The following is a 19,226-nucleotide window of genomic DNA, read 5'->3' on the forward strand; positions in this document are numbered from 1 at the left end:
AGTGCATATTGGGAGGCCTTCTTTATTATCTCTATTTTTTTATCAGTCGAACAGACTCTTGAACTTCTTGAATATTTTCTCCTTAATCGAAGTATTTGGCTTGAAGTTATCCGATTCTTCCATCTCCTCCAGCGCCTTCTTCTCATCCTTGTTCAGCGTTTCGGGTACGTATACGCTGACATTTACCAGCAAATCTCCCGTGCCGTATCCGTTCACGTTGGGTAAACCTTTGCCGCGCAGGCGGAGCACTTTTCCCGGTTGCGTACCTGAGTCAATTTTTACTTTCACCTTTCCATCAATCGTGGGAATTTCTACCGCACCACCCAAGGCTGCTGTCGGGAAGCTGAGGAGCAGATTGTAAATCAAGTCGTTTTCATCGCGTATCAAGTTCGGGTCTTGTTCTTCCTCTACAAGAATCAGCAAGTCTCCCGGCACGCCGTTGTGCTTGCCTGCGTTTCCTTTTCCTCCCATAGAGAGTTGCATACCTTCTGCAACGCCTTTCGGAATTTTTACGGTTACTACTTCTTCACCGTATACAATGCCTTCACCGGCACACTCCTTACACTTGTTCTTGATGATTTTGCCCTCACCGCCACACGTCGGGCAGGTGGTTCTTGTCTGCATGGTGCCGAGTATGGTTTGCTGGTTACGGATTACCGTGCCGCTGCCGTTACAAGTCGGGCAGGTCTCTGAACCACCGTCACCTTCGGCTCCCGTACCATGACAGTGGGTACAAGGCACGTATTTCTTCAGTTTGAATTTCTTTTCCACGCCGGTAGAGATTTCCTTGAGGTTCAGTTTCACCTTGACACGCAGGTCCGAACCACGGTAACGGCGTTGTTGTTGTGCTCCACCGCCTCCGCCGAAACCTCCAAAACCGCCGAAACCTCCTCCACTGTGTCCGCCAAAGATGTCACCGAACATGGAGAAGATGTCGTCCATGGACATGCCTCCACTGAAGCCGCCGAACGGACCACCATTACCGGCGGCACCACCCAGTCCGGCATGACCGAACTGATCGTAGCGGGCACGCTTGTCCGGATTGCTTAGTACGTCGTATGCCTCTGCCGCTTCCTTGAATTTCTCTTCGGCTGTTTTGTCGCCCGGATTCTTGTCCGGATGATATTGGATGGCTTTCTTGCGATAGGCTTTCTTTATTTCTTCTACCGTTGCTGTCTTTTCGACTTCCAATACTTCGTAGTAATCTCTTTTTTCCATACAGTTTTATGTTATTCTCCGACTACCACTTTGGCATGACGGATCACTTTGTCGTTTAGGATGTAACCGGTTTGTACACAGTCCAGAATTTTGCCTTTCAATGCTTCATTGGGTGCCGGAATCACGGCGATGGCTTCGTGATAGTCTGTATCGAGCGGTTGTTCCTTTGTCTCTATTACCTTAACGCCGTTTTGTCCCAATACAGACATGAATTTGTTGTAGATAAGTTCAACGCCTTCTTTTACGGCAGCTACGTCGGTGGCTGTCTCCATGTTTTTGAGGGCGCGTTCAAAGTCATCCACAATGGGTAGGATACTGCTGATACTCTTTTCACCACCGTTCAGGATGAGTTCTGCTTTCTCCTTCATGGTACGTTTGCGGTAATTGTCAAACTCGGCAGACAAGCGCAGGTATTTGTCCTTCTGCTCTTCAATCTGTTCATTGGCCTTTTCCAGTTCCTGGGCGAGCTTTTCTTCTTCTGTCAGGGGAGCTTCGTTTTCTTGTGAAGTTTCTTGTCCGACAGTTTCTTCGTCACATTCGTTAGGAGTAGCTTGAGTTTTCAGCTCCTCTTCCTGGTTGTTTTCTTTTTCTTTCGGATTCATATTGTTATGCTTATTATTCTTGTAAAATGATTTAGCTTTCATTGCTGTTAAGGGTTTAAGTTAATACGATATTAGTGCTCCAGCAAAAACTTTGCCAAAACGGATATTTTTGCCGAAAACGCTGCAAAGGTAATACTTTTATGTCAGATTGACAGCGCTTCTCTGTGTCTATTCATGGAAAAATAACTATCTTTGCACTCGCAATTCGCAGACTAATAGGTATTAAATAGTAAATTGTAAATAAATAAATCGTAAATATAAAGATGATTACAGTCTCTAATGTCTCAGTACAGTTTGGTAAAAGAGTGTTGTTCAATGACGTAAACCTGAAGTTTACAAGTGGTAACTGTTATGGTATCATCGGTGCCAACGGCGCCGGAAAATCTACTTTCCTGAAAACGATTTCCGGGGAGCTGGACCCTACGACGGGCTCCATCATGCTGGCTCCGGGAGAGCGTCTTTCCGTTTTGAGCCAGGACCACTTTAAGTGGGATGCTTTTACGGTGATGGACACGGTGATGATGGGACACACGGTGTTGTGGGATATCATGAAGCAGCGTGAAGTGCTGTATGCCAAAGAGGATTTCACAGACGAGGATGGGCTGAAGGTTTCCGAATTGGAAGAGAAATTTGCCGAGTTGGACGGCTGGAATGCCGAAAGCGATGCTGCCGCCTTGTTGAGTGGTTTGGGTATCAAGGAAGACAAGCATTATCTGTTGATGGGTGAGTTGAACAACAAAGAAAAGGTGCGTGTCATGCTGGCGCAAGCTCTCTATGGAAATCCTGATAACTTGCTGCTGGACGAGCCTACCAATGACTTGGATATGGAGACCGTGACTTGGCTGGAAGAGTACCTCTCCAACTTTGAGCATACGGTGCTGGTGGTAAGCCACGACCGTCACTTCCTCGACTCCGTTTGTACGCATACGGTGGACATCGACTACGGAAAGATTAACCTCTTTGCCGGTAACTATAGCTTCTGGTACGAGTCCAGCCAGCTGGCGCTCCGTCAGCAGCAGAACCAGAAGGCAAAGGCCGAGGAGAAGAAGAAAGAGCTGGAAGAGTTTATCCGCCGATTCAGTGCCAATGTGGCAAAGAGCAAGCAGACTACCAGCCGCAAGAAGATGTTGGAGAAACTGAATGTAGAAGAAATCAAGCCGTCATCACGTAAGTATCCGGGCATCATCTTTACGCCCGAACGCGAACCGGGTAATCAGATTCTGGAAGTTTCCGGTTTGACGAAAACGCTGGAAGATGGTACGGTGCTGTTCCGCGACGTCAACTTCAACGTAGAGAAGGGAGACAAGATTGTATTCCTTTCGCACGACCCGCGTGCCATGACCGCCCTGTTCGAGATTATCAACGAGAATATGAAACCGGATGCAGGTACTTTCAACTGGGGTGTGACTATCACCACCGCTTACCTGCCGCTGGACAATACTGCATTCTTTAATACAGACCTGAATCTGGTGGACTGGTTGAGCCAGTTCGGTGAAGGCAATGAAGTCTATATGAAGAGCTTCCTGGGACGTATGCTGTTCTCCGGCGAGGAGGTGCTGAAGAAAGCAAGCGTATTGTCGGGAGGTGAGAAGATGCGTTGCATGATTGCACGTATGCAGCTGCGCAATGCCAATTGCTTGATTCTGGATACACCTACCAATCACCTCGACTTGGAGTCTATCCAGGCATTCAACAATAATCTAAAGACCTATAAAGGCAATATCCTTTTCTCATCCCACGACCACGAGTTCATTCAGACGGTTGCCAACCGTATCATCGAATTGACTCCGAACGGTATTATCGACAAGATGATGGAGTATGACGAATACATCACTTCAGACCACATCAAGGAGTTGCGTGCACGTATGTACGCAACAAAGTGATAACGGAAGCTAAGGACTAAATAAGCATATTTTAAATCGTTCCATCATGAGGAAAAAATCGTTCCACCATGGTGGAACGATTTTTTCACCACGGTGGAACGATATTTCTGCCATGATGGAACGATTCTTCTTTCATATCTTTTTTGTTTAATAAAGGCTTGTGCGATATTGAAAAAAAGAAGAAGGTGTGTTAGAATGATTTTTAGCTATCATTCTGACACACCTTCTTTTGCTATTAAAAGAGTCTCTTTGTTCTTATTAAGGCGGGGAATAGTCTGAGTTATTGTTTCTCCTTATATATAATTTTGCCTTGGCTTTCGCCGAAAAGGTTGTCGCCTAGCGTGGTAATCTTATTCCCCGTGGCAAGCACATAGCGCAGGTTGTCGCATCCCATAAATGCTCCGTACTCAATGGCGGTTACACTGGCAGGAAGCACCAGCGTGCCGCACAAACGGCCGCAGCCACTGAATGCACGCTGTCCGATGCTTCTAAGTTCTTGCGGGAGCCGTACGTTCAGCAGATACTTCTTTTGGGTGAAAGTATAGTCGGGAATTGCAGTGGCATTACTGTTGGTCATGTCGATGGAAACCAGATTGGGCATATAGTCGCGTATCAATGTGAAGTCGGCTTCGTCCATTTTTCCTTCAACGGTCAGAAAGTTAACGTCTTTGGGCTGAAATCCGGCTCTTAACAGTTCGCTGGCAAGGCTGCCCATTTTACCAATCTGCACATTTACTGTCAGTGGTTCTCCTTCAATGAATGCAAAGGTCTCCCATTTCTTTTTGGTACGATAGGAGTCACTGCATCCCAATGGAACAAATATGGCTGTAACGCTATCGGCCAATGCTTCGGACAACAGATTGGGAGCCGTTTTCTTCCGTATCTGGCATATCTTGAGATTTTTGCATCCCTTAAAGGCAGCATCTTCGATGTTCTTGGTCTTGTCGGAAAGGATAATCCTGGTCAGCGTCTCCTTACCTACAAATGTACTGTCGTCCATTTGCTTGCAGAAGGCATATGCCGGAATGCAATTGGCAGGATATACATAAAAACGGTTTGGATAAGTCCCGTTCTTGCCTGCATACATGCTGATGGAGGCATTGGAAATGTCCAGCAGTTGCAGGTTTTTGAATTCATCCCGTAGATGCCTGAAATCTACGGCATTCAGCTTGCCCTGCAGGGTCAGTTGGGTGATTTCATTGGCTTCCGCTTCTGTCATCAGTTCCACCAGGGTGCCAGGTTTGGCCACGTAGTATCTTTTGGATTTTTGTGCCGAGGCATTCAGCATTAACGCCAGTCCGGCAACGGCTAAAAGTATTTTTCTTAGTTTCATGTTTGTCGATTCCAGATTGATTTTTCAAATATAAGAAGAAACCGGCAGGAATACATGAAGTTTTTTCTTTTTATTATTATTTTTGTCGGATATTAATCAAAATGAGATACAAATGGAGACGGAAGAAACAGTGAAGGAAGAGTGTGTTGCTATGAGTAAAACAAAACGTATTTGGCTGGCATTCGTTGATATAGTACTGTTTACTGTACTTTTTATGATTTTTCTGTTTTTGTTTGCCATACCTTTTGCGATTGCTTTCCCTGAGTTGAAGACACAAGCTGGTGGGATGAGCGTCTATTTAATGATGTTGAATGAAGTCTTGATGTTGGCCAGTGGGCTTATTGCCGCTTGTATGGTGCTGGGCTTTAGGAAGCTTCCTTTTTCGGGCTTGGGCTTGTCTTTGAAGGGATGGGGTAGAAGCCTGCTGAACGGAGCTTTGTTTGTCGTGTTCTTGTATGCAGTTGGTTTTGGCTTGTCTTTATTGTTGGGGGCTGTGGAAGTGGCAGGGGTCTTGTTTTCTCCCATTTCGTTGTTGTCGAGTCTTTTGCTTTATTTTTTAGTGGCAGTTACGGAAGAAGTTATTGGACGCGGTTTCATTTTAGGGCGTATGCTGGATGGAGGCGTCAATAAGTTTGTGGCATTGCTTATCTCTGCGGTGTTATTTTCGTTGATGCATCTTTTCAATCCCAGCTTTGCCTTCGTCCCGTTTTTGAATATCATGCTGGCGGGTTGTTTCTTGGGAGCTTCCTATATATACACGCGTAACCTCTGTTTCCCCATTGCCTTGCATTGGTTCTGGAACTGGATTCAAGGTTCTGTTTTGGGATATAAAGTCAGTGGAAATGAATTTAGCAATAAGAATCTGCTGATTCTTCACTTTCCGGAAGAAAATCTGATAAATGGAGGAACTTTCGGGTTCGAAGGCTCTATTCTGTGTTCACTACTTTTAGTGCTTGGTACAGTAATTATCTTAAGACACTATTATAAGGGATTAGTGATTAGGGATTAATGATTAATGATTAATGATTAATACGGAAACCATTAACCACTAACCATTAATCACTAATCCCTAATCACTAATTCTGTTCCACTCCTTTCATTGTCAGCTGTATGCGTTTCCGGTCCATATCTATGCTGAGTACCTTTACGCGTATATGTTGATGAATGGACACTACTTCATTAGGGTCTGATATGAATCTGTCGGCGAGTTGGGAGAGGTGTACCAGTCCGTTTTCCTTGATGCCTATATCGACAAATGCGCCGAAGTTGGTGATGTTTCCTACGATGCCGGGCAATTCCATGCCTTCGCGCAGGTCGCTGATGGTGCGCACGTTCTTATCAAATTCAAATATTTTTATCGGTCCGCGTGGGTCACGTCCGGGCTTGTCCAGCTCTTGCAGGATGTCTTTCAGTGTCGGCATGCCCACGGTGGGGGAGAGGTAGCGTTCCGGATTAATCTTCAGACGCAGCTCCCGGTTGGCTATCAGCTCGGCTACGCTGCAACCCAAGTCCTTTGCCATTTGTTCTACGATGCAATAGCTTTCCGGGTGTACGGCAGTATTGTCCAGCGGATTCTTTGCCTGCGGAATGCGTAGGAAGCCGGCACATTGCTCAAACGCCTTGGCACCCATACGAGGTACTTTCATCAGTTCCTTGCGCGAGGTGAAGGCACCGTTTTCGGCGCGATAGTTCACAATGTTCTGTGCCAGTTGCGGACCCAATCCCGAGATGTAGGTCAGTAGATGGCTGCTTGCGGTGTTCAGGTTGACACCTACCAAGTTTACACAGTTTTCTACGGTCTGGTCCAGTGATTTTTTCAGCTTGGTTTGGTCCACATCATGCTGGTATTGCCCCACACCAATAGATTTCGGGTCAATCTTTACCAACTCTGCCAGCGGGTCCATCAGTCGTCTGCCTATGGACACAGCACCGCGTACGGTGACGTCGTAGTCGGGAAACTCGTCCCGTGCAATTTTAGAGGCCGAATAGATGGAAGCTCCCTGCTCGCTGACGATGAATATCTGTATGTCGCGGTTGAAGCGCTGATGTTTCAAGAACTCCTCCGTCTCGCGGCTGGCAGTTCCGTTACCTATGGCTACGGCATCTATCTTATAAGACTCTATCATCATTTGCAGCTTGGCAAATGCCTCTTTCTGCTTGCTGACCGGAGGGTGGGGGTAGATGTTCTCATTGTGGAGCAGATTTCCTTGTGCATCGAGGCACACAACTTTACAACCCGTACGAAATCCGGGGTCTATACCCATCACACGCTTTTGCCCCAGTGGTGAAGCCAGCAACAACTGACGGAGGTTTTCGGCAAATACCTTGATGGCTTCCTCATCAGCACGTTCCTTACTTTGCGTGGCAAATTCCGTCTCTATGGATGGCTTCAATAGGCGTTTGTAGGAATCCTGCACGGCTTCTGCCACTTGCTGTCCGCAGGGGTTGTTGCTCCGCACGAATTGGCGTTCCAGCCGTTCCACGCACTCCTCATCGTCCGGGCTGATGCTGACTTTCAGCAGGCCTTCCGCTTCGGCACGCCGGATGGCGAGCAGGCGGTGGGAGTTGCATCGCTTCAACGATTCGGAGCAGTCGAAGTAGTCACGGTATTTGGTCGCTTCCTCTTCTTTGCCTTTCACTACTTTGGCGGTCAGTATGCCTTGGCGGGCAAATGCGTTGCGCACGCTGTTTCGGGCACGTTCGTCTTCGCTAACATGCTCGGCTATGATGTCACGGGCACCTTTCAGTGCATCTTCCACGTTCTTCACGTCTCCTTTCACGTAATTGGCGGCGCGTTCCTCCGGATGAGGATCACGTTGCAGCATCAGCAGGGTGGCGAGGGGTTCCAGTCCTTTTTGACGGGCTGCTTCGGCACGTGTTTTCCGTTTGGGCTTGTAGGGGAGGTAGATGTCCTCCAGTAGGGTATTGTCCCAAGTCTCCTCGATGCGCTTCTGAAGTTCGGCGGTCAGTTTACCTTGTTCCTGTATGGTGTTCAGGATGGTTTCTTTACGTTTGGCGATTTCGTTCAGCTTTTCGTAGTGGGTCTTTATGGATTCAATCTGCACTTCGTCCAGTCCTCCCGTCACTTCTTTTCGGTAGCGGCTGATGAAGGGGATGGTGGCACCATCGTTCAGCAATCCGAGGGTCTGTACTATTTGTTTCTCTGATATGCCGAGGGCGGCAGATATCATGCGGTGGAAATGTTGTATCATCGGTTCTCTCTTTTTATAATGGATGCCAAAAGTACGAAAAACAATCGTCGTACGAAAATAAACCCCATATTCTTGGAAAAATCATTTATTATTGCGAAGTTTGTCAACTATAACGAACTAATAAACAATAATATGGAAGAAGCTAAAGGTCAATCGATTTTAGATAAAATGCTCACTACATTTATCAATACGTTAGTGAAAGCAGCCGAAAATGAGGCTCAAACACATTTCGGCAAAAACCTTGAGGAGGTATTGAAGCATTTCATGGCAAAAGTGAATAGCGATTTTGAAAAACAATGCCTGCTTTGGTATTTTACAAAAAAAGGTCAAACTATGACCGTGTCGTCAGAAGTCTTTGAGCGGATTGCGAAAGCGGCTGTTGCCTCGCGTGCGGCAAGCGAGAAGCTGTTTCATGGCCCACAGAAGGTAATCATTAAAGGAAAGGTCTATTATTCCCAAACCATTTCTTTCTATGAGAATGATGAATTTGATTATGCCTTGGGCTGTGCGACAATCTTCTTTGATGAGGAGGGCGTTCCCGTAGGCCTGAAGGATATTTATGACTTTAACGAAGCAAAACATCGTGATACCAATGCCGAGAGTGACACCACATTTATGGCTAAATTTGAAAAAGCAAATTTAGCAAAGTCCTACGCCATACTTTATGGCATTAATGACTATGACCTTCATGACTGATGTGTTTCGTACCATATCGTCATGTATCATAGCATTATTCTGCTGTCTGTTACCAGTGTTCTCTATTACGGGGGAGCATCCGATACTGATTATCAGTTCCTATAACCCGGATGCTGGCCGTACTTCCGGCAACATCTCAGACTTTATGGAGGAGTTCCAACGCCTGGGCGGGACAAACACCATCGCATTGGAAAACATGAACTGCAAAAGCTTCTCCGAATCTCCCCTTTGGGAACGGAGGATGGTGGAGCTATTGTCCAAATACCAGGGCGATAACAGTCCGGCGCTGACCGTCCTTATTGGGCAGGAGGCTTGGGCTGCCTATCTTTCTCTGCCCGACTCTATACGCGGCAATACTCCGGTCGTAAGTGCATTGTCCAGCCGTAACGCCATATTGTTGCCGGGCGATACGGTCGACTTAAAGACCTGGATGCCCGAATCCGTCGACTTCTTCACGGATTTCCCCAGTTCGCCTATCAAGGCTGGCTTCGTTTATGAGTATGATGTGGAGGCCAACATCAATATGATAAAGCAGATGTATCCCGGCACCAAGAATATCGCTTTTGTCTCAGACAACAGTTATGGCGGCGTTGCCATGCAAGCCTATGTAGTGAAGGAGATGCAGAAGTTTCCGGAACTCAACCTGATTCTGCTGGACGGACGCGTCCATACCATATATACCATTTGTGACAGATTGCATGAGTTACCGGAAAATACAGCTATATTGATGGGGACATGGCGTGTGGACATGAACGATGGTTACTTCATGCGGAATGCAACCTACGCCATGATGGAAGCAGCTCCCACTTTGCCCACTTTCTCGCTCAGTTCCGTAGGCTTGGGATATTGGGCTGTGGCAGGTGTCGTTCCTGCCTACCGTGCTTTGGGCAAGGAGATGGCAAGACAGTCCTACCGCCTGCTGACCACCCCTCAGGATAGTGAGACCCATATGGAAATCATTCCGAATGAGACCATACTGGACGGTAAACTTGTGAAGGAAAAGAAACGGAATATCACCGGCCTTCCGCAGCCGGTAAAGATGCTGAACGTAACCCCTTCTTTCTACGAACAGTACAAGTATCATATCTGGTCTGTCGGTGCTGTTCTGTTGGTGCTGTTGGGCGGTTTGTTCGTTTCCCTTTACTTTTATTATCATACAAAGAAGTTGAAGGATGAACTGGAGGTATCCGAGGGTGCCTTGCGCGAAGCAAAAGACCGTGCCGAAGAATCCAGCCGTCTGAAGAGTGCTTTCCTTGCCAATATGAGCCACGAAATCCGTACTCCATTGAATGCGATTGTGGGCTTCTCGGACGTGCTGTCTGCCGGAGGAGCCTCGGAAGAAGAACAGCGTGGCTATTTCGAGATTATTAGGACCAACTCTGATTTGCTGCTTCGGTTGATTAATGACATATTGGATGTGTCCCGTTTGGAGGCCGACCGCGTCATCCTTTCTTTGGAGAGCTGCAATGTAGTGCAGATATGCCAGCAGGTAGTAGCTTCCGTGGCCCAGGCACGCAGGTCGACCAATCAATTCTTATTTGAGTGTGAACGTGAGGTAGTGGAGATGCGGACGGATGTGCAGCGTTTACAGCAGGTTGTGATAAATCTGCTTTCCAATGCGGACAAGTTTACAAAAGAAGGTACGATAACCTTGAAGCTGGAGCCGGATACGGCGAGGAATGTTGCAGTATTCTCGGTGACTGACACTGGTTGCGGCATTCCATTGGACAAACAGAAACGGGTGTTCGAACGTTTCGAGAAGCTGAACGAATATGTGCAGGGAACCGGCTTGGGCTTGTCCATCTGTAAGCTGACCGTTGAGAAGTGGGGCGGCGAGATTTGGATAGATCCTGCCTATACGGATGGAGCGCGGTTTATGTTTACCCATCCTATGAACTTATAAGAACCGACAAGAAATAAGGAAATATAATGAAAAGATTTAGTTGTTTTTTTATCTGGATTTTTGTCCTGACAAGCATACTGCCTGCGCAGGAAAGAGAGGTGAAACTGAAAGTCGTACAGACCAGTGATATACACGGCAACTACTATCCCTACGACTTTATACGCCGCCGGGAGGCAACCGGCAGTCTGGCACGTGTGCATGCTTTGGTGCAAAAAGAACGTGAGGCTTATGGCAAAAATCTGATTCTCTTGGACAATGGTGACATTCTGCAGGGACAGCCCACAGCCTATTATTATAATTACATAGATACCGTTGCCCCTCATCTGGCAGCGGAGATGATGAATTTCATGGGGTATAATGCCGGCAATATGGGTAACCATGACGTAGAGACCGGCCGTACCGTTTTCGACCGTTGGGCAGGTGACTGCCGTTTTCCGATATTGGGTGCCAATATTGTGGATACTGCTACCGGAGAAACCAATTTCAAACCCTATGAGGTGCTGGAACGTGACGGAGTGAAAATTGTGGTTCTCGGTATGATAACTCCTGCCATCCCCGTATGGCTTTCAGAGAATCTGTGGAAAGGGCTGCGTTTCGACGATATGGAGGAGACTGCCCGCAAATGGATGAAGATTATCCGTGAGCAGGAAAAGCCTGATTTGGTTATCGGTATGTTCCATGCCGGCCAGGATGCCCAGCTGATGGGAGGCAAGTATCGCGAAAACGCTTCGGTGGAAGTGGCGTGCAACGTGCCGGGATTCGATATTGTCCTGATGGGGCACGACCATGCGCGCGAATGCAAGAGGGTGTACAACATAGCCGGTGACTCGGTACTGGTGATGGACCCTGCCAGCAACGGTGTCGTTGTGAGTAATGTGGATATAACCTTGAAACTGCGTGATGGTAAAGTTATAGACAAGAAGATAGACGGCATACTGTCCGATACGCAAGACTACGGCGTCAGCGAAGAGTTCATGCAACGCTTTGCCCCCGAAAATGAAGCTGTGCAGAATTTTGTTTCCAAGAAGATAGGTTCCTTTACCGAGACCATCTCCACACGTCCTGCCTATTTCGGCTCTTCCGCTTTTATAGACCTTATTCATGAGTTGCAGTTGGCAATCAGCGGAGCGGATATTTCTTTTGCGGCTCCTTTGTCCTATGATACGGAAATCCGTAAAGGAGACATTTTTGTGAACGATATGTTCAATCTGTATAAGTACGAAAATATGCTTTACACCATGCGTCTGACGGGAAAGGAGATACGCGATGCCTTGGAGATGTCGTATGATTTGTGGACCAATCGGATGAAGTCTCCGGACGACCATATCCTTCTCTTCCGTGAGAAGCGCCGCGAAGGTGCTACGGATAGGGCCTCATTCAAGAATTTCAGCTTCAACTTCGATTCTGCGGCGGGTATTATCTACACGGTGGATGTGACCAAGCCGGATGGCGAGAAGGTAACCATTCTCAGCATGGCAGACGGTACCCCGTTCGATATGGATAAAATGTATAAGGTAGCGGTGAATTCTTATCGCGGAAACGGTGGCGGCGAATTGCTGACAAAGGGGTCCGGCATCTCGCAGGATGAATTGAAGGAGCGCATCATCCACTCTACGGATAAGGACTTACGCTATTATCTGATGCAGTACATTGAGCAGAAGAAGGTGATTGAACCGCGTGCGCTGAATCAGTGGAAGTTTATTCCCGAAGAATGGGCGGCTCCGGCTTCCAAGCGTGATTATGAGTTCTTGTTTGGCAAAGTTAAAGAATAATTCACTATCTTTGCGGCTCAAAATCTATAGTATAAGTTTTTGGACGTGAAGCAGAAGAAAAAAATTATAGGTGCATTGAGCTTGCTGGTACTGTTTATCATGTACCAGGCAAGTATCACTGCGTTCACTCACGTCCATTATGTGAATGGGGTGATGATAACGCACTCGCACCCTTTTCATGGCACACACTCTCACTCTCAGACTTCCCTTCTGGTTATCGGGCATCTGTCGGTATTCCACTCTTCCGGGGTGGATGTGTATGAGGTTCAGCACCCGATGCGTCCTTTGCTGTCCATGCTCAGAGCCAAACCGGCAACGCCTACTGTAAAGGGGGAAGTTATACGTACTCTTTCCCTTCGCGCTCCTCCCGCTCTTTTTTCATAGTCATTAGGTTTAAAAACGCCTGGATTTTTTGCATGTAGATACCAGGTGTTTTAGTCTCGAATGTCCGGTATTTCAGTGAAAGAAGTGCGGTATGTCGGATTATTATCTTTTTTCAGACTTGAATTATTTTTTTATTTAGAGCGCTAATTTGATGAAACAATACATTTTGGCGTTGGTACTTGCAGTGGTAAGTGCCAGCGTAGCTTTTGCCGTAAATCCTATAAAGGAAGGCAATATGATTTCCGGCCATGTGATAGTGAAAGGTACGGAGGAAAATATACCGTATGCCACGGTTTTGATTATCGGCAGCGGTCAGGGAACGGTTTCCAATGAAGAAGGACAATTTGAGTTCCGCAAGCTTCCGGCGGGAAAATACAAGCTCCGTGTGTCTGCCGTGGGCTATAAGACCCAAGAGAAGGAAGTGACGGTGAGCAAGGACTTTACTGCCGTCATACATTTCCCGATGGAAGAGGAGAGTTTTATGACCGATGAAGTGGTGGTATCTGCCAACCGCAACGAGGTAAGCCGCAAGGCAGCTCCGGTAGTCGTGAATGTGATGAGTACCAAATTGTTCGAGATGGTCAACTCCACCGACCTTGCCAAGACACTGAACTACCAGTCGGGCTTGCGTGTGGAGAACAACTGCCAGAACTGTGGTTTCCCCCAGGTGCGCATCAATGGCTTGGAAGGTCCGTATTCGCAGATATTGATAAACAGCCGTCCCATCATCAGTGCATTGAGCGGTGTGTACGGACTGGAGCAAATCCCCGTGAACATGATTGAACGGGTAGAAGTGGTGCGTGGTGGAGGCTCTGCCTTGTTTGGAGCTAATGCTGTGGGAGGCACCATCAACATCATAACCAAAGATCCCATCAACAATTCCTTCCAGGTATCGAGTATGTTCTCCAATATGGACGGCAAGTCCTGGGAGCAATATATGGGTGGCAATGTATCGCTGGTTGCCAAAGATAACTCCTACGGCATTGCCCTTTATGAGAGTTACCGCAACCGTAACCCCTACGACCGCGATGGCGATGGCTTTTCCGAGCTGGGCAAGCTGAACATGAATACCTTCGGTTTCCGTGCCTATTACCGTCCTACGCATTTCAGCCGCATCAATCTGGAATACCATACTACTAACGAACTTCGTCGCGGAGGTAATAAATTTGATTTGCAGCCGCATGAGACGGACATTACCGAGCAGACCAAGCATATCATCAATAGCGGAGGCGTGAGCTACGATTTATTCTGGAAAGAGTACAAGCATAAGATTTCAGCTTACACCTCCATCCAGCACACCGATCGCAACAGTTACTATGGTGCCCAAAAGGACATGAATGCCTACGGCAAGACGAAAGACTTGACTTGGGTTGCCGGTGGCATGTATGTAGGCAATATGGACAACTGTTTCTTTGCTCCCGCTACCTTCACCAGCGGACTGGAATATCAGAACAACTCCCTGCATGACATTATGACCGGCTATCATCGTGACATGGAGCAGGATGTCCGCATTGCCAGTGCTTTCGTGCAGAATGAGTGGAAAATGAATGTACTGACCATGTTGGTCGGCGCCCGTCTGGACAAGCACAACCTGATTGACAAGCTTATTTTCAGTCCTCGCGTCAACCTGCTCTACAAGCCGACAGATGATTTTCAGGCACGCTTGACTTATTCTACCGGTTTCCGTGCTCCGCAGGCATACGATGAGGACTTGCACGTAACGGCAGTAGGCGGTAAGGGTGTCCAAATCAAACTGTCCGACAATCTGCGTGAAGAGCGTTCCAACAGTTACAGCGGTTCGGTAGACTGGACTGCCCATTTGGGGCACTGGCAGGCAAACATTCTGGTGGAAGGTTTCTATACAGACCTGCGCCATGTCTTTGTGCTCGAAGATATCGGCAAGAACGAAGTAGGGGATGTTATTAAGGAGCGCCGCAACGGAAACGGTGCACGTGTATATGGTGCCAATCTGGATGCGAGGATTGCCCATGGTAAGGAGGCGCAGTTCCAACTCGGATTTACGGCACAGCGCAGCCGCTATACCCATGAGGAAGCTTGGACAAAGGTGGACGGAAAAGACCTTACCACTAAGCGCATGCCCCGTACACCGGATTATTACGGGTACTTCACTTTCTCTTCCGCACCGGTAAAGAATTTTGATTTCTCTCTTTCCGGCACTTATACGGGAAAGATGATTGTTCCGCACTACGCACCGGAAGATGCTCCCGAGGGTGCCTTCTGTAATATCACTTCAGACCGCATGGAGCATACTCCCCAATTTCTGGATCTGAATGTGAAGTTGAACTATACGTTTGTGCTTCACGACCATATCAAGCTTCAGTTGAATACGGGTGTACAGAATATCTTTAACAGTTTCCAGAAAGACCTGGATAAAGGGGAATTCCGCGATGCGGGTTATTTCTACGGACCGACGCAGCCGAGAACCTTTTTTATCGGTTTCAAGATAATGAACTAAAAGTTTCCATTTAAGAATTTTTAGAGCTAAATTCCGCAAAATAGTCCTACATTTGTCGCCAAAGCACAAAAACCATGGATACTAAGAGAATACGGAATGTAGACATTTCCCAGATACATCATTTGCCGATGATTGATTTCATCGGCAATGATTTTGCTATTTTTAATGACATCAAGGATATGCCTTTGAGCTCTTATCCCACCCGTTTGAATGCTGCTTGCCTGACTGTCTGTTTGAAAGGGTGGTGCAAACTGGAACTCAACCTGCAGCAATGTGAAATGCGGGAAGGTATGTTGGGCATTATTCTTCCCGACCAGATTGTTCTGCAACGGGAACGCTCCGAAGATTTTTCCGGACTTTTCATTGCCGTTTCAAAGGACTTTATGGATATGGTGATACCTACCATGCAGCAGCTTTTCCCCATGTTCTTTATGATTAAGGAACGGCCTTTTGTCCACATCACTCCGGAGGAATCCCAATCATTTCAGGAGTATCACTCTTTTCTTTGGAGCAAGGTGAAGCTGAAAGACAACCCTTTCCGTAAGGAAATCACCCAGGGGTTGCTGTTGGCCCTTTTTTATGAGATATATAACATTTATCAAGGGCATGTCGTTCAGGAACGCATTCCCAAAAGCAGGAAGGAAGACTTGTTCGAGCGCTTTATCCGTGCCGTTTCAGAGTCTTATAAAGAAGAGCGAAGTGTGTCCTATTATGCCGATAAGATGTTCCTCACCGCCAAGCACCTTTCCACCGTAGTGAAAGAAATCAGCGGAAAGACGGCAGGCGAATGGATTGACAGTCTCGTAGTTTTGGAAGCCAAAGCCTTGCTGAAGTCTTCCGAAATGAGCATTCAGGAAATTGCGGACGAGCTGCATTTTGCCAACCAGTCCTTCTTTGGTAAGTATTTCAAGCATCACACCGGCATGTCACCTAAAGAATATCGCCGGCAATAGGTTCAATGTGACGGAATAATGTTTATTTTTGCGGTAAAGATTTACCCCCAAAATAAACTATCATGGAAAAAAGAGAAATTGACCTTACTGTTTCCTGCTATGGAAAGGTGAAAGGAGTGAAGTATGACGTTGTCATCTTGCCGTGGGGAGCTACGGAGCCCCACAATCTGCATCTGCCTTATCTCACTGATTGTATTCTGCCGCATGACATTGCTGTAGACGCGGCTGCACTGGCTTTGCAGAATTCCGGTGTACGCTGTATGGTGATGCCTCCCGTACCTTTCGGTGCACACAATCCGGGGCAGCGCGAACTTCCGTTCTGCATCCATACCCGCTATTCCACCCAGCAGGCCATTCTGGAAGACATAGTTGCTTCCCTCTATGCACAAGGCATGCGTAAGCTGATTATTCTCAGCGGTCATGGCGGCAACAACTTCAAGGGAATGATTCGTGACCTGGCGTTTGTGTATCCCGATTTTCTGATTATCGCTGCCGACTGGTTCAGCATCGTCCCTCCCAAAGACTACTTTGAGGCTGTTGTCGACGACCATGCCGGCGAGTCTGAGACTTCCGTCATGATGCATTACCATCCCGAGCTGGTGAATCTGGCTGAGGCCGGTGACGGAGAGTCCCAACCGTTTGCCATTCCTTCCTTGAATGAAAAGGTTGGCTGGGCTCCCCGCCATTGGGATAAGGCTACAGTCGACAGCGGGGTAGGGAACCCCAAAAAAGCTTCTGCCGAGAAAGGAGAACGTTATATGAAACCGGTGGTGGAAAAGTTGGCGAAACTCTTTACGGAAGTCGGCCTGGGAAGTCTGTATTGATGTACTTGGCTTCCGGCTATATATAAAAATAGGCAATAACCGTTGTGGATATTGCCTATTTTTTTAGTGCACCCTAAAAACTAATCTCTTTACTCTTATAAAAACTAATCTTTCTCTATTTCGAGTACAAAATTAGAAGGTTTTTGCGGGTTATGAATTGACATAAGTCAAAAATCTCATTCGGATATTATTTTTTCAAACGTGCCCAAAAGCCCTTCTTTTTCTGCCGGACCGGTTCACTGTTTTCGCGAAACAGTTCTTCGTAGGTCAGCCCGTCATGCACCATGCGGTAGATGCTTCCCCAGTCGGGCAGTCCGCCCAGGTTGCGGTCATCGATAAAGAGATCGGCTTTTACTTTGCGTGAAAAACCGGTGTGTGCGATGTCTTCTTCCGGATAGTCCCGGTTGACGGCATAGAATTCCACACCCCGTTTCCTACACCATTCCACAGCTTCCTCCAGGAGCTTCCCTTCACGTACCGACCATAAAATCAGCCGGTGACGCTCGTTTATCAGCATCTTCAGCGTAGCGGTGGCAAAGGGAATTTCTTCTCCTATCTGGGGATAGCGGTGTTCTACAATGGTACCGTCAAAATCAACGGCTATGGTCATAAATGAATAGCTTTTATTGGTTTCAGACTGTGGAGAAAATTATCCTTGACCGCCTGTGGTGCCGCCTGAGTGCTGGCTGACCGGATTGTTTGAATATTCTTCCTGATGTCCCGTGTAGCTTTTCAGCTCTACTTTTACGTCTTTGCTCTGGTTGCCTACCACTACTTTAAAGGTATATGTTTTCACGCGTACCATACGCTTGCTGCCATACAGCAGTACATGGTTGCCACTGACACTTGCAGTCAGCTTTTGTTCAATTTCATAAGAACCGTTCGTACCTCCCTCTTCAGTTTCAATGTAGTTGTTGATGTATGTGGCCAGTGCATCGGATGCTCCTGCAGCTTTCAGCGCTTCAGCCGGAGAAACGGTATAGTCCCATCCGTTCTTGATTTTAAGGGTCAGGATGATGTTTTCCAGTGCATCGTAATCTCTGTTCTCAATCTTGATTACCTCGGCTTTTCCATTCACTTCGTTGTAGCCGTCTGCTACACTGGCGGCAGCTTGTTTGGTAAATTTCACTCTAGGTGAATATTTGCCGGCTATCTTCTCGCCTTGCGGAATGGTAATGATGTAATTGTTATTGTTGAATCCTACGGTTTTAGCAGCGGCTCTGGTTGCAGGCGCCTCGCTGGATTCCACTTCCATGTTTTCCGGATCAAAATAGCCCAGGTTGGCATCAGTCGACGGATTGGGAATGGCAATGATGATATCTTCCTTGGCAACAGCGTCAGCCGGCTCTGTCTTGATGGCTACGTTATTTACAGAAGCCTTTGATGCTTCCGGTTGTGTGGAAGTTGCCGGATTGGCCTCACGTGCCTCTTCAAACACGACGGCTGCAATCTTGGTGTTTTCTTCCGTACCTCCGGTGGGTATGTTGATGGTGGCGGCATTCTCCTTTTCCGGATTTTCTATTTTCGGAGCCTCAATGGTGCTTCCGTCAGCCTCCTGCATCTCGCCGAATTCTATGGTTGTTGACATTTTTACATTTACCACCATCAGGCTGTGGTTGGCTGTTCCGTCTGTAAATTCTGCTGTGGCCTCGTAGTCATCATGTCCTTCAGATGTTACGGTGAGCGTGTAGATGCCGGTTTTGTTCACAGTCAGTGAGTATACGCCTTTTGCATCGGTTGTGGCAGAGTATTCGCCGCTTTTTACGGTGGCTCCTGCCAATGGACCGTTGGCATCGGTAATGGTACCTGCAATGTAGTAGGCTGTTTGACTTCTTAGCGGGTCTTCCACTTCTTCATACTTCTTGTCGTCATCGTGGCAAGATGTAAGGACTGTTGTGCTGAAGGTCATTGCAAACATCAATGCACCTCCTAAAAATAAACTTTTCTTTTTCATAATTTTCGTCATTTGA

General features: G+C 47.3%; 15 protein-coding genes. 9 read left to right on the forward strand and 6 right to left on the reverse strand.

The window, feature by feature from the left end; translation table 11 throughout:
* Nucleotides 1-42: 42 nt before the first annotated feature.
* Nucleotides 43-1,218, reverse strand: a complete 1,176-nt coding sequence (dnaJ, locus tag NQ510_RS11455; protein WP_005827932.1) for a molecular chaperone DnaJ — start codon at nt 1,216-1,218, stop codon at nt 43-45.
* An 11-nt stretch (nt 1,219-1,229) separates the two neighbouring features.
* The gene (locus NQ510_RS11460; RefSeq protein WP_005827933.1) at nt 1,230-1,862 is read right to left on the reverse strand and encodes a nucleotide exchange factor GrpE; all 633 of its coding nucleotides are present in this window, start codon (nt 1,860-1,862) and stop codon (nt 1,230-1,232) included.
* Nucleotides 1,863-2,083: 221 nt separating this feature from the next.
* Between NQ510_RS11460 and NQ510_RS11465 the strand changes: the two genes are divergently transcribed.
* A complete protein-coding gene (locus NQ510_RS11465; protein ID WP_005827934.1) occupies nt 2,084-3,703 on the forward strand; it encodes an ABC-F family ATP-binding cassette domain-containing protein in 1,620 nt (539 codons plus the stop codon).
* A gap of 280 nt (nt 3,704-3,983) precedes the next feature.
* On the opposite strand, the gene NQ510_RS11470 is transcribed toward NQ510_RS11465, so the two are convergent.
* Nucleotides 3,984-5,036: a leucine-rich repeat domain-containing protein gene (locus tag NQ510_RS11470; RefSeq protein ID WP_005827936.1), complete on the reverse strand. Its 1,053-nt coding sequence runs from the start codon at nt 5,034-5,036 to the stop codon at nt 3,984-3,986.
* A 112-nt stretch (nt 5,037-5,148) separates the two neighbouring features.
* Here NQ510_RS11470 and NQ510_RS11475 point away from each other — a divergent pair, with 112 nt between their 5' ends.
* Complete coding sequence (locus NQ510_RS11475) at nt 5,149-6,045, forward strand: CPBP family intramembrane glutamic endopeptidase (protein WP_005827938.1); 897 nt, start codon at nt 5,149-5,151, stop codon at nt 6,043-6,045.
* Nucleotides 6,046-6,112: 67 nt separating this feature from the next.
* Here the strand turns inward: NQ510_RS11475 and NQ510_RS11480 are convergent, their stop codons facing one another.
* Complete coding sequence (locus NQ510_RS11480) at nt 6,113-8,248, reverse strand: Tex family protein (RefSeq protein ID WP_034525565.1); 2,136 nt, start codon at nt 8,246-8,248, stop codon at nt 6,113-6,115.
* 132 nt (nt 8,249-8,380) lie between these two features.
* Here NQ510_RS11480 and NQ510_RS11485 point away from each other — a divergent pair, with 132 nt between their 5' ends.
* The 7 genes from NQ510_RS11485 (at nt 8,381) to NQ510_RS11515 (ending at nt 17,256) form a co-directional block, all read left to right on the forward strand.
* Nucleotides 8,381-8,944: a hypothetical protein gene (locus tag NQ510_RS11485; RefSeq protein ID WP_008663017.1), complete on the forward strand. Its 564-nt coding sequence runs from the start codon at nt 8,381-8,383 to the stop codon at nt 8,942-8,944.
* The gene (locus NQ510_RS11490) at nt 8,937-10,847 is read left to right on the forward strand and encodes a sensor histidine kinase (RefSeq protein WP_034525596.1); all 1,911 of its coding nucleotides are present in this window, start codon (nt 8,937-8,939) and stop codon (nt 10,845-10,847) included. Before NQ510_RS11485 ends, NQ510_RS11490 begins: the two co-directional genes overlap by 8 nt.
* A gap of 26 nt (nt 10,848-10,873) precedes the next feature.
* Nucleotides 10,874-12,619 (forward strand): bifunctional metallophosphatase/5'-nucleotidase, encoded by a 1,746-nt coding sequence (locus NQ510_RS11495; RefSeq protein WP_005827948.1) that lies wholly within the window; start codon nt 10,874-10,876, stop codon nt 12,617-12,619.
* 45 nt (nt 12,620-12,664) lie between these two features.
* Entirely contained in the window at nt 12,665-13,003 is a 339-nt protein-coding gene (locus NQ510_RS11500; RefSeq protein ID WP_034525598.1) for a hypothetical protein, read from the forward strand.
* A gap of 151 nt (nt 13,004-13,154) precedes the next feature.
* Complete coding sequence (locus NQ510_RS11505; RefSeq protein WP_005827955.1) at nt 13,155-15,479, forward strand: TonB-dependent receptor; 2,325 nt, start codon at nt 13,155-13,157, stop codon at nt 15,477-15,479.
* 74 nt (nt 15,480-15,553) lie between these two features.
* A complete protein-coding gene (locus tag NQ510_RS11510; RefSeq protein WP_005827957.1) occupies nt 15,554-16,432 on the forward strand; it encodes a helix-turn-helix domain-containing protein in 879 nt (292 codons plus the stop codon).
* A gap of 62 nt (nt 16,433-16,494) precedes the next feature.
* Nucleotides 16,495-17,256, forward strand: coding sequence for a creatininase family protein (locus NQ510_RS11515; RefSeq protein ID WP_005827959.1), 762 nt, complete (start codon nt 16,495-16,497; stop codon nt 17,254-17,256).
* A gap of 187 nt (nt 17,257-17,443) precedes the next feature.
* Here NQ510_RS11515 and NQ510_RS11520 read toward each other — a convergent pair whose 3' ends face one another.
* Nucleotides 17,444-17,866: a BT0820 family HAD-type phosphatase gene (locus NQ510_RS11520; RefSeq protein ID WP_005827961.1), complete on the reverse strand. Its 423-nt coding sequence runs from the start codon at nt 17,864-17,866 to the stop codon at nt 17,444-17,446.
* Between the two features lie 39 nt (nt 17,867-17,905).
* On the reverse strand, nt 17,906-19,210 hold the full coding sequence (locus NQ510_RS11525; protein WP_172679954.1) for a carboxypeptidase-like regulatory domain-containing protein: 1,305 nt from the start codon (nt 19,208-19,210) through the stop codon (nt 17,906-17,908).
* Nucleotides 19,211-19,226 lie beyond the last annotated feature (16 nt).

The sequence above is a fragment of the Bacteroides uniformis genome (assembly GCF_025147485.1).
GTDB lineage: Bacteria > Bacteroidota > Bacteroidia > Bacteroidales > Bacteroidaceae > Bacteroides > Bacteroides uniformis.

Coding starts and splice junctions, on each gene's coding strand:
- dnaJ (WP_005827932.1), bottom strand. CDS start 1,218: ATGGAAAAAAGAGATTACTACGAAGTATTGGAAGTCGAAAAGACAGCA.
- NQ510_RS11485 (WP_008663017.1), top strand. CDS start 8,381: ATGGAAGAAGCTAAAGGTCAATCGATTTTAGATAAAATGCTCACTACA.
- NQ510_RS11510 (WP_005827957.1), top strand. CDS start 15,554: ATGGATACTAAGAGAATACGGAATGTAGACATTTCCCAGATACATCAT.
- NQ510_RS11475 (WP_005827938.1), top strand. CDS start 5,149: ATGGAGACGGAAGAAACAGTGAAGGAAGAGTGTGTTGCTATGAGTAAA.
- NQ510_RS11470 (WP_005827936.1), bottom strand. CDS start 5,036: ATGAAACTAAGAAAAATACTTTTAGCCGTTGCCGGACTGGCGTTAATG.
- NQ510_RS11525 (WP_172679954.1), bottom strand. CDS start 19,210: ATGAAAAAGAAAAGTTTATTTTTAGGAGGTGCATTGATGTTTGCAATG.
- NQ510_RS11465 (WP_005827934.1), top strand. CDS start 2,084: ATGATTACAGTCTCTAATGTCTCAGTACAGTTTGGTAAAAGAGTGTTG.
- NQ510_RS11490 (WP_034525596.1), top strand. CDS start 8,937: ATGACTGATGTGTTTCGTACCATATCGTCATGTATCATAGCATTATTC.
- NQ510_RS11505 (WP_005827955.1), top strand. CDS start 13,155: ATGAAACAATACATTTTGGCGTTGGTACTTGCAGTGGTAAGTGCCAGC.
- NQ510_RS11460 (WP_005827933.1), bottom strand. CDS start 1,862: ATGAAAGCTAAATCATTTTACAAGAATAATAAGCATAACAATATGAAT.
- NQ510_RS11480 (WP_034525565.1), bottom strand. CDS start 8,248: ATGATACAACATTTCCACCGCATGATATCTGCCGCCCTCGGCATATCA.
- NQ510_RS11515 (WP_005827959.1), top strand. CDS start 16,495: ATGGAAAAAAGAGAAATTGACCTTACTGTTTCCTGCTATGGAAAGGTG.
- NQ510_RS11495 (WP_005827948.1), top strand. CDS start 10,874: ATGAAAAGATTTAGTTGTTTTTTTATCTGGATTTTTGTCCTGACAAGC.
- NQ510_RS11520 (WP_005827961.1), bottom strand. CDS start 17,866: ATGACCATAGCCGTTGATTTTGACGGTACCATTGTAGAACACCGCTAT.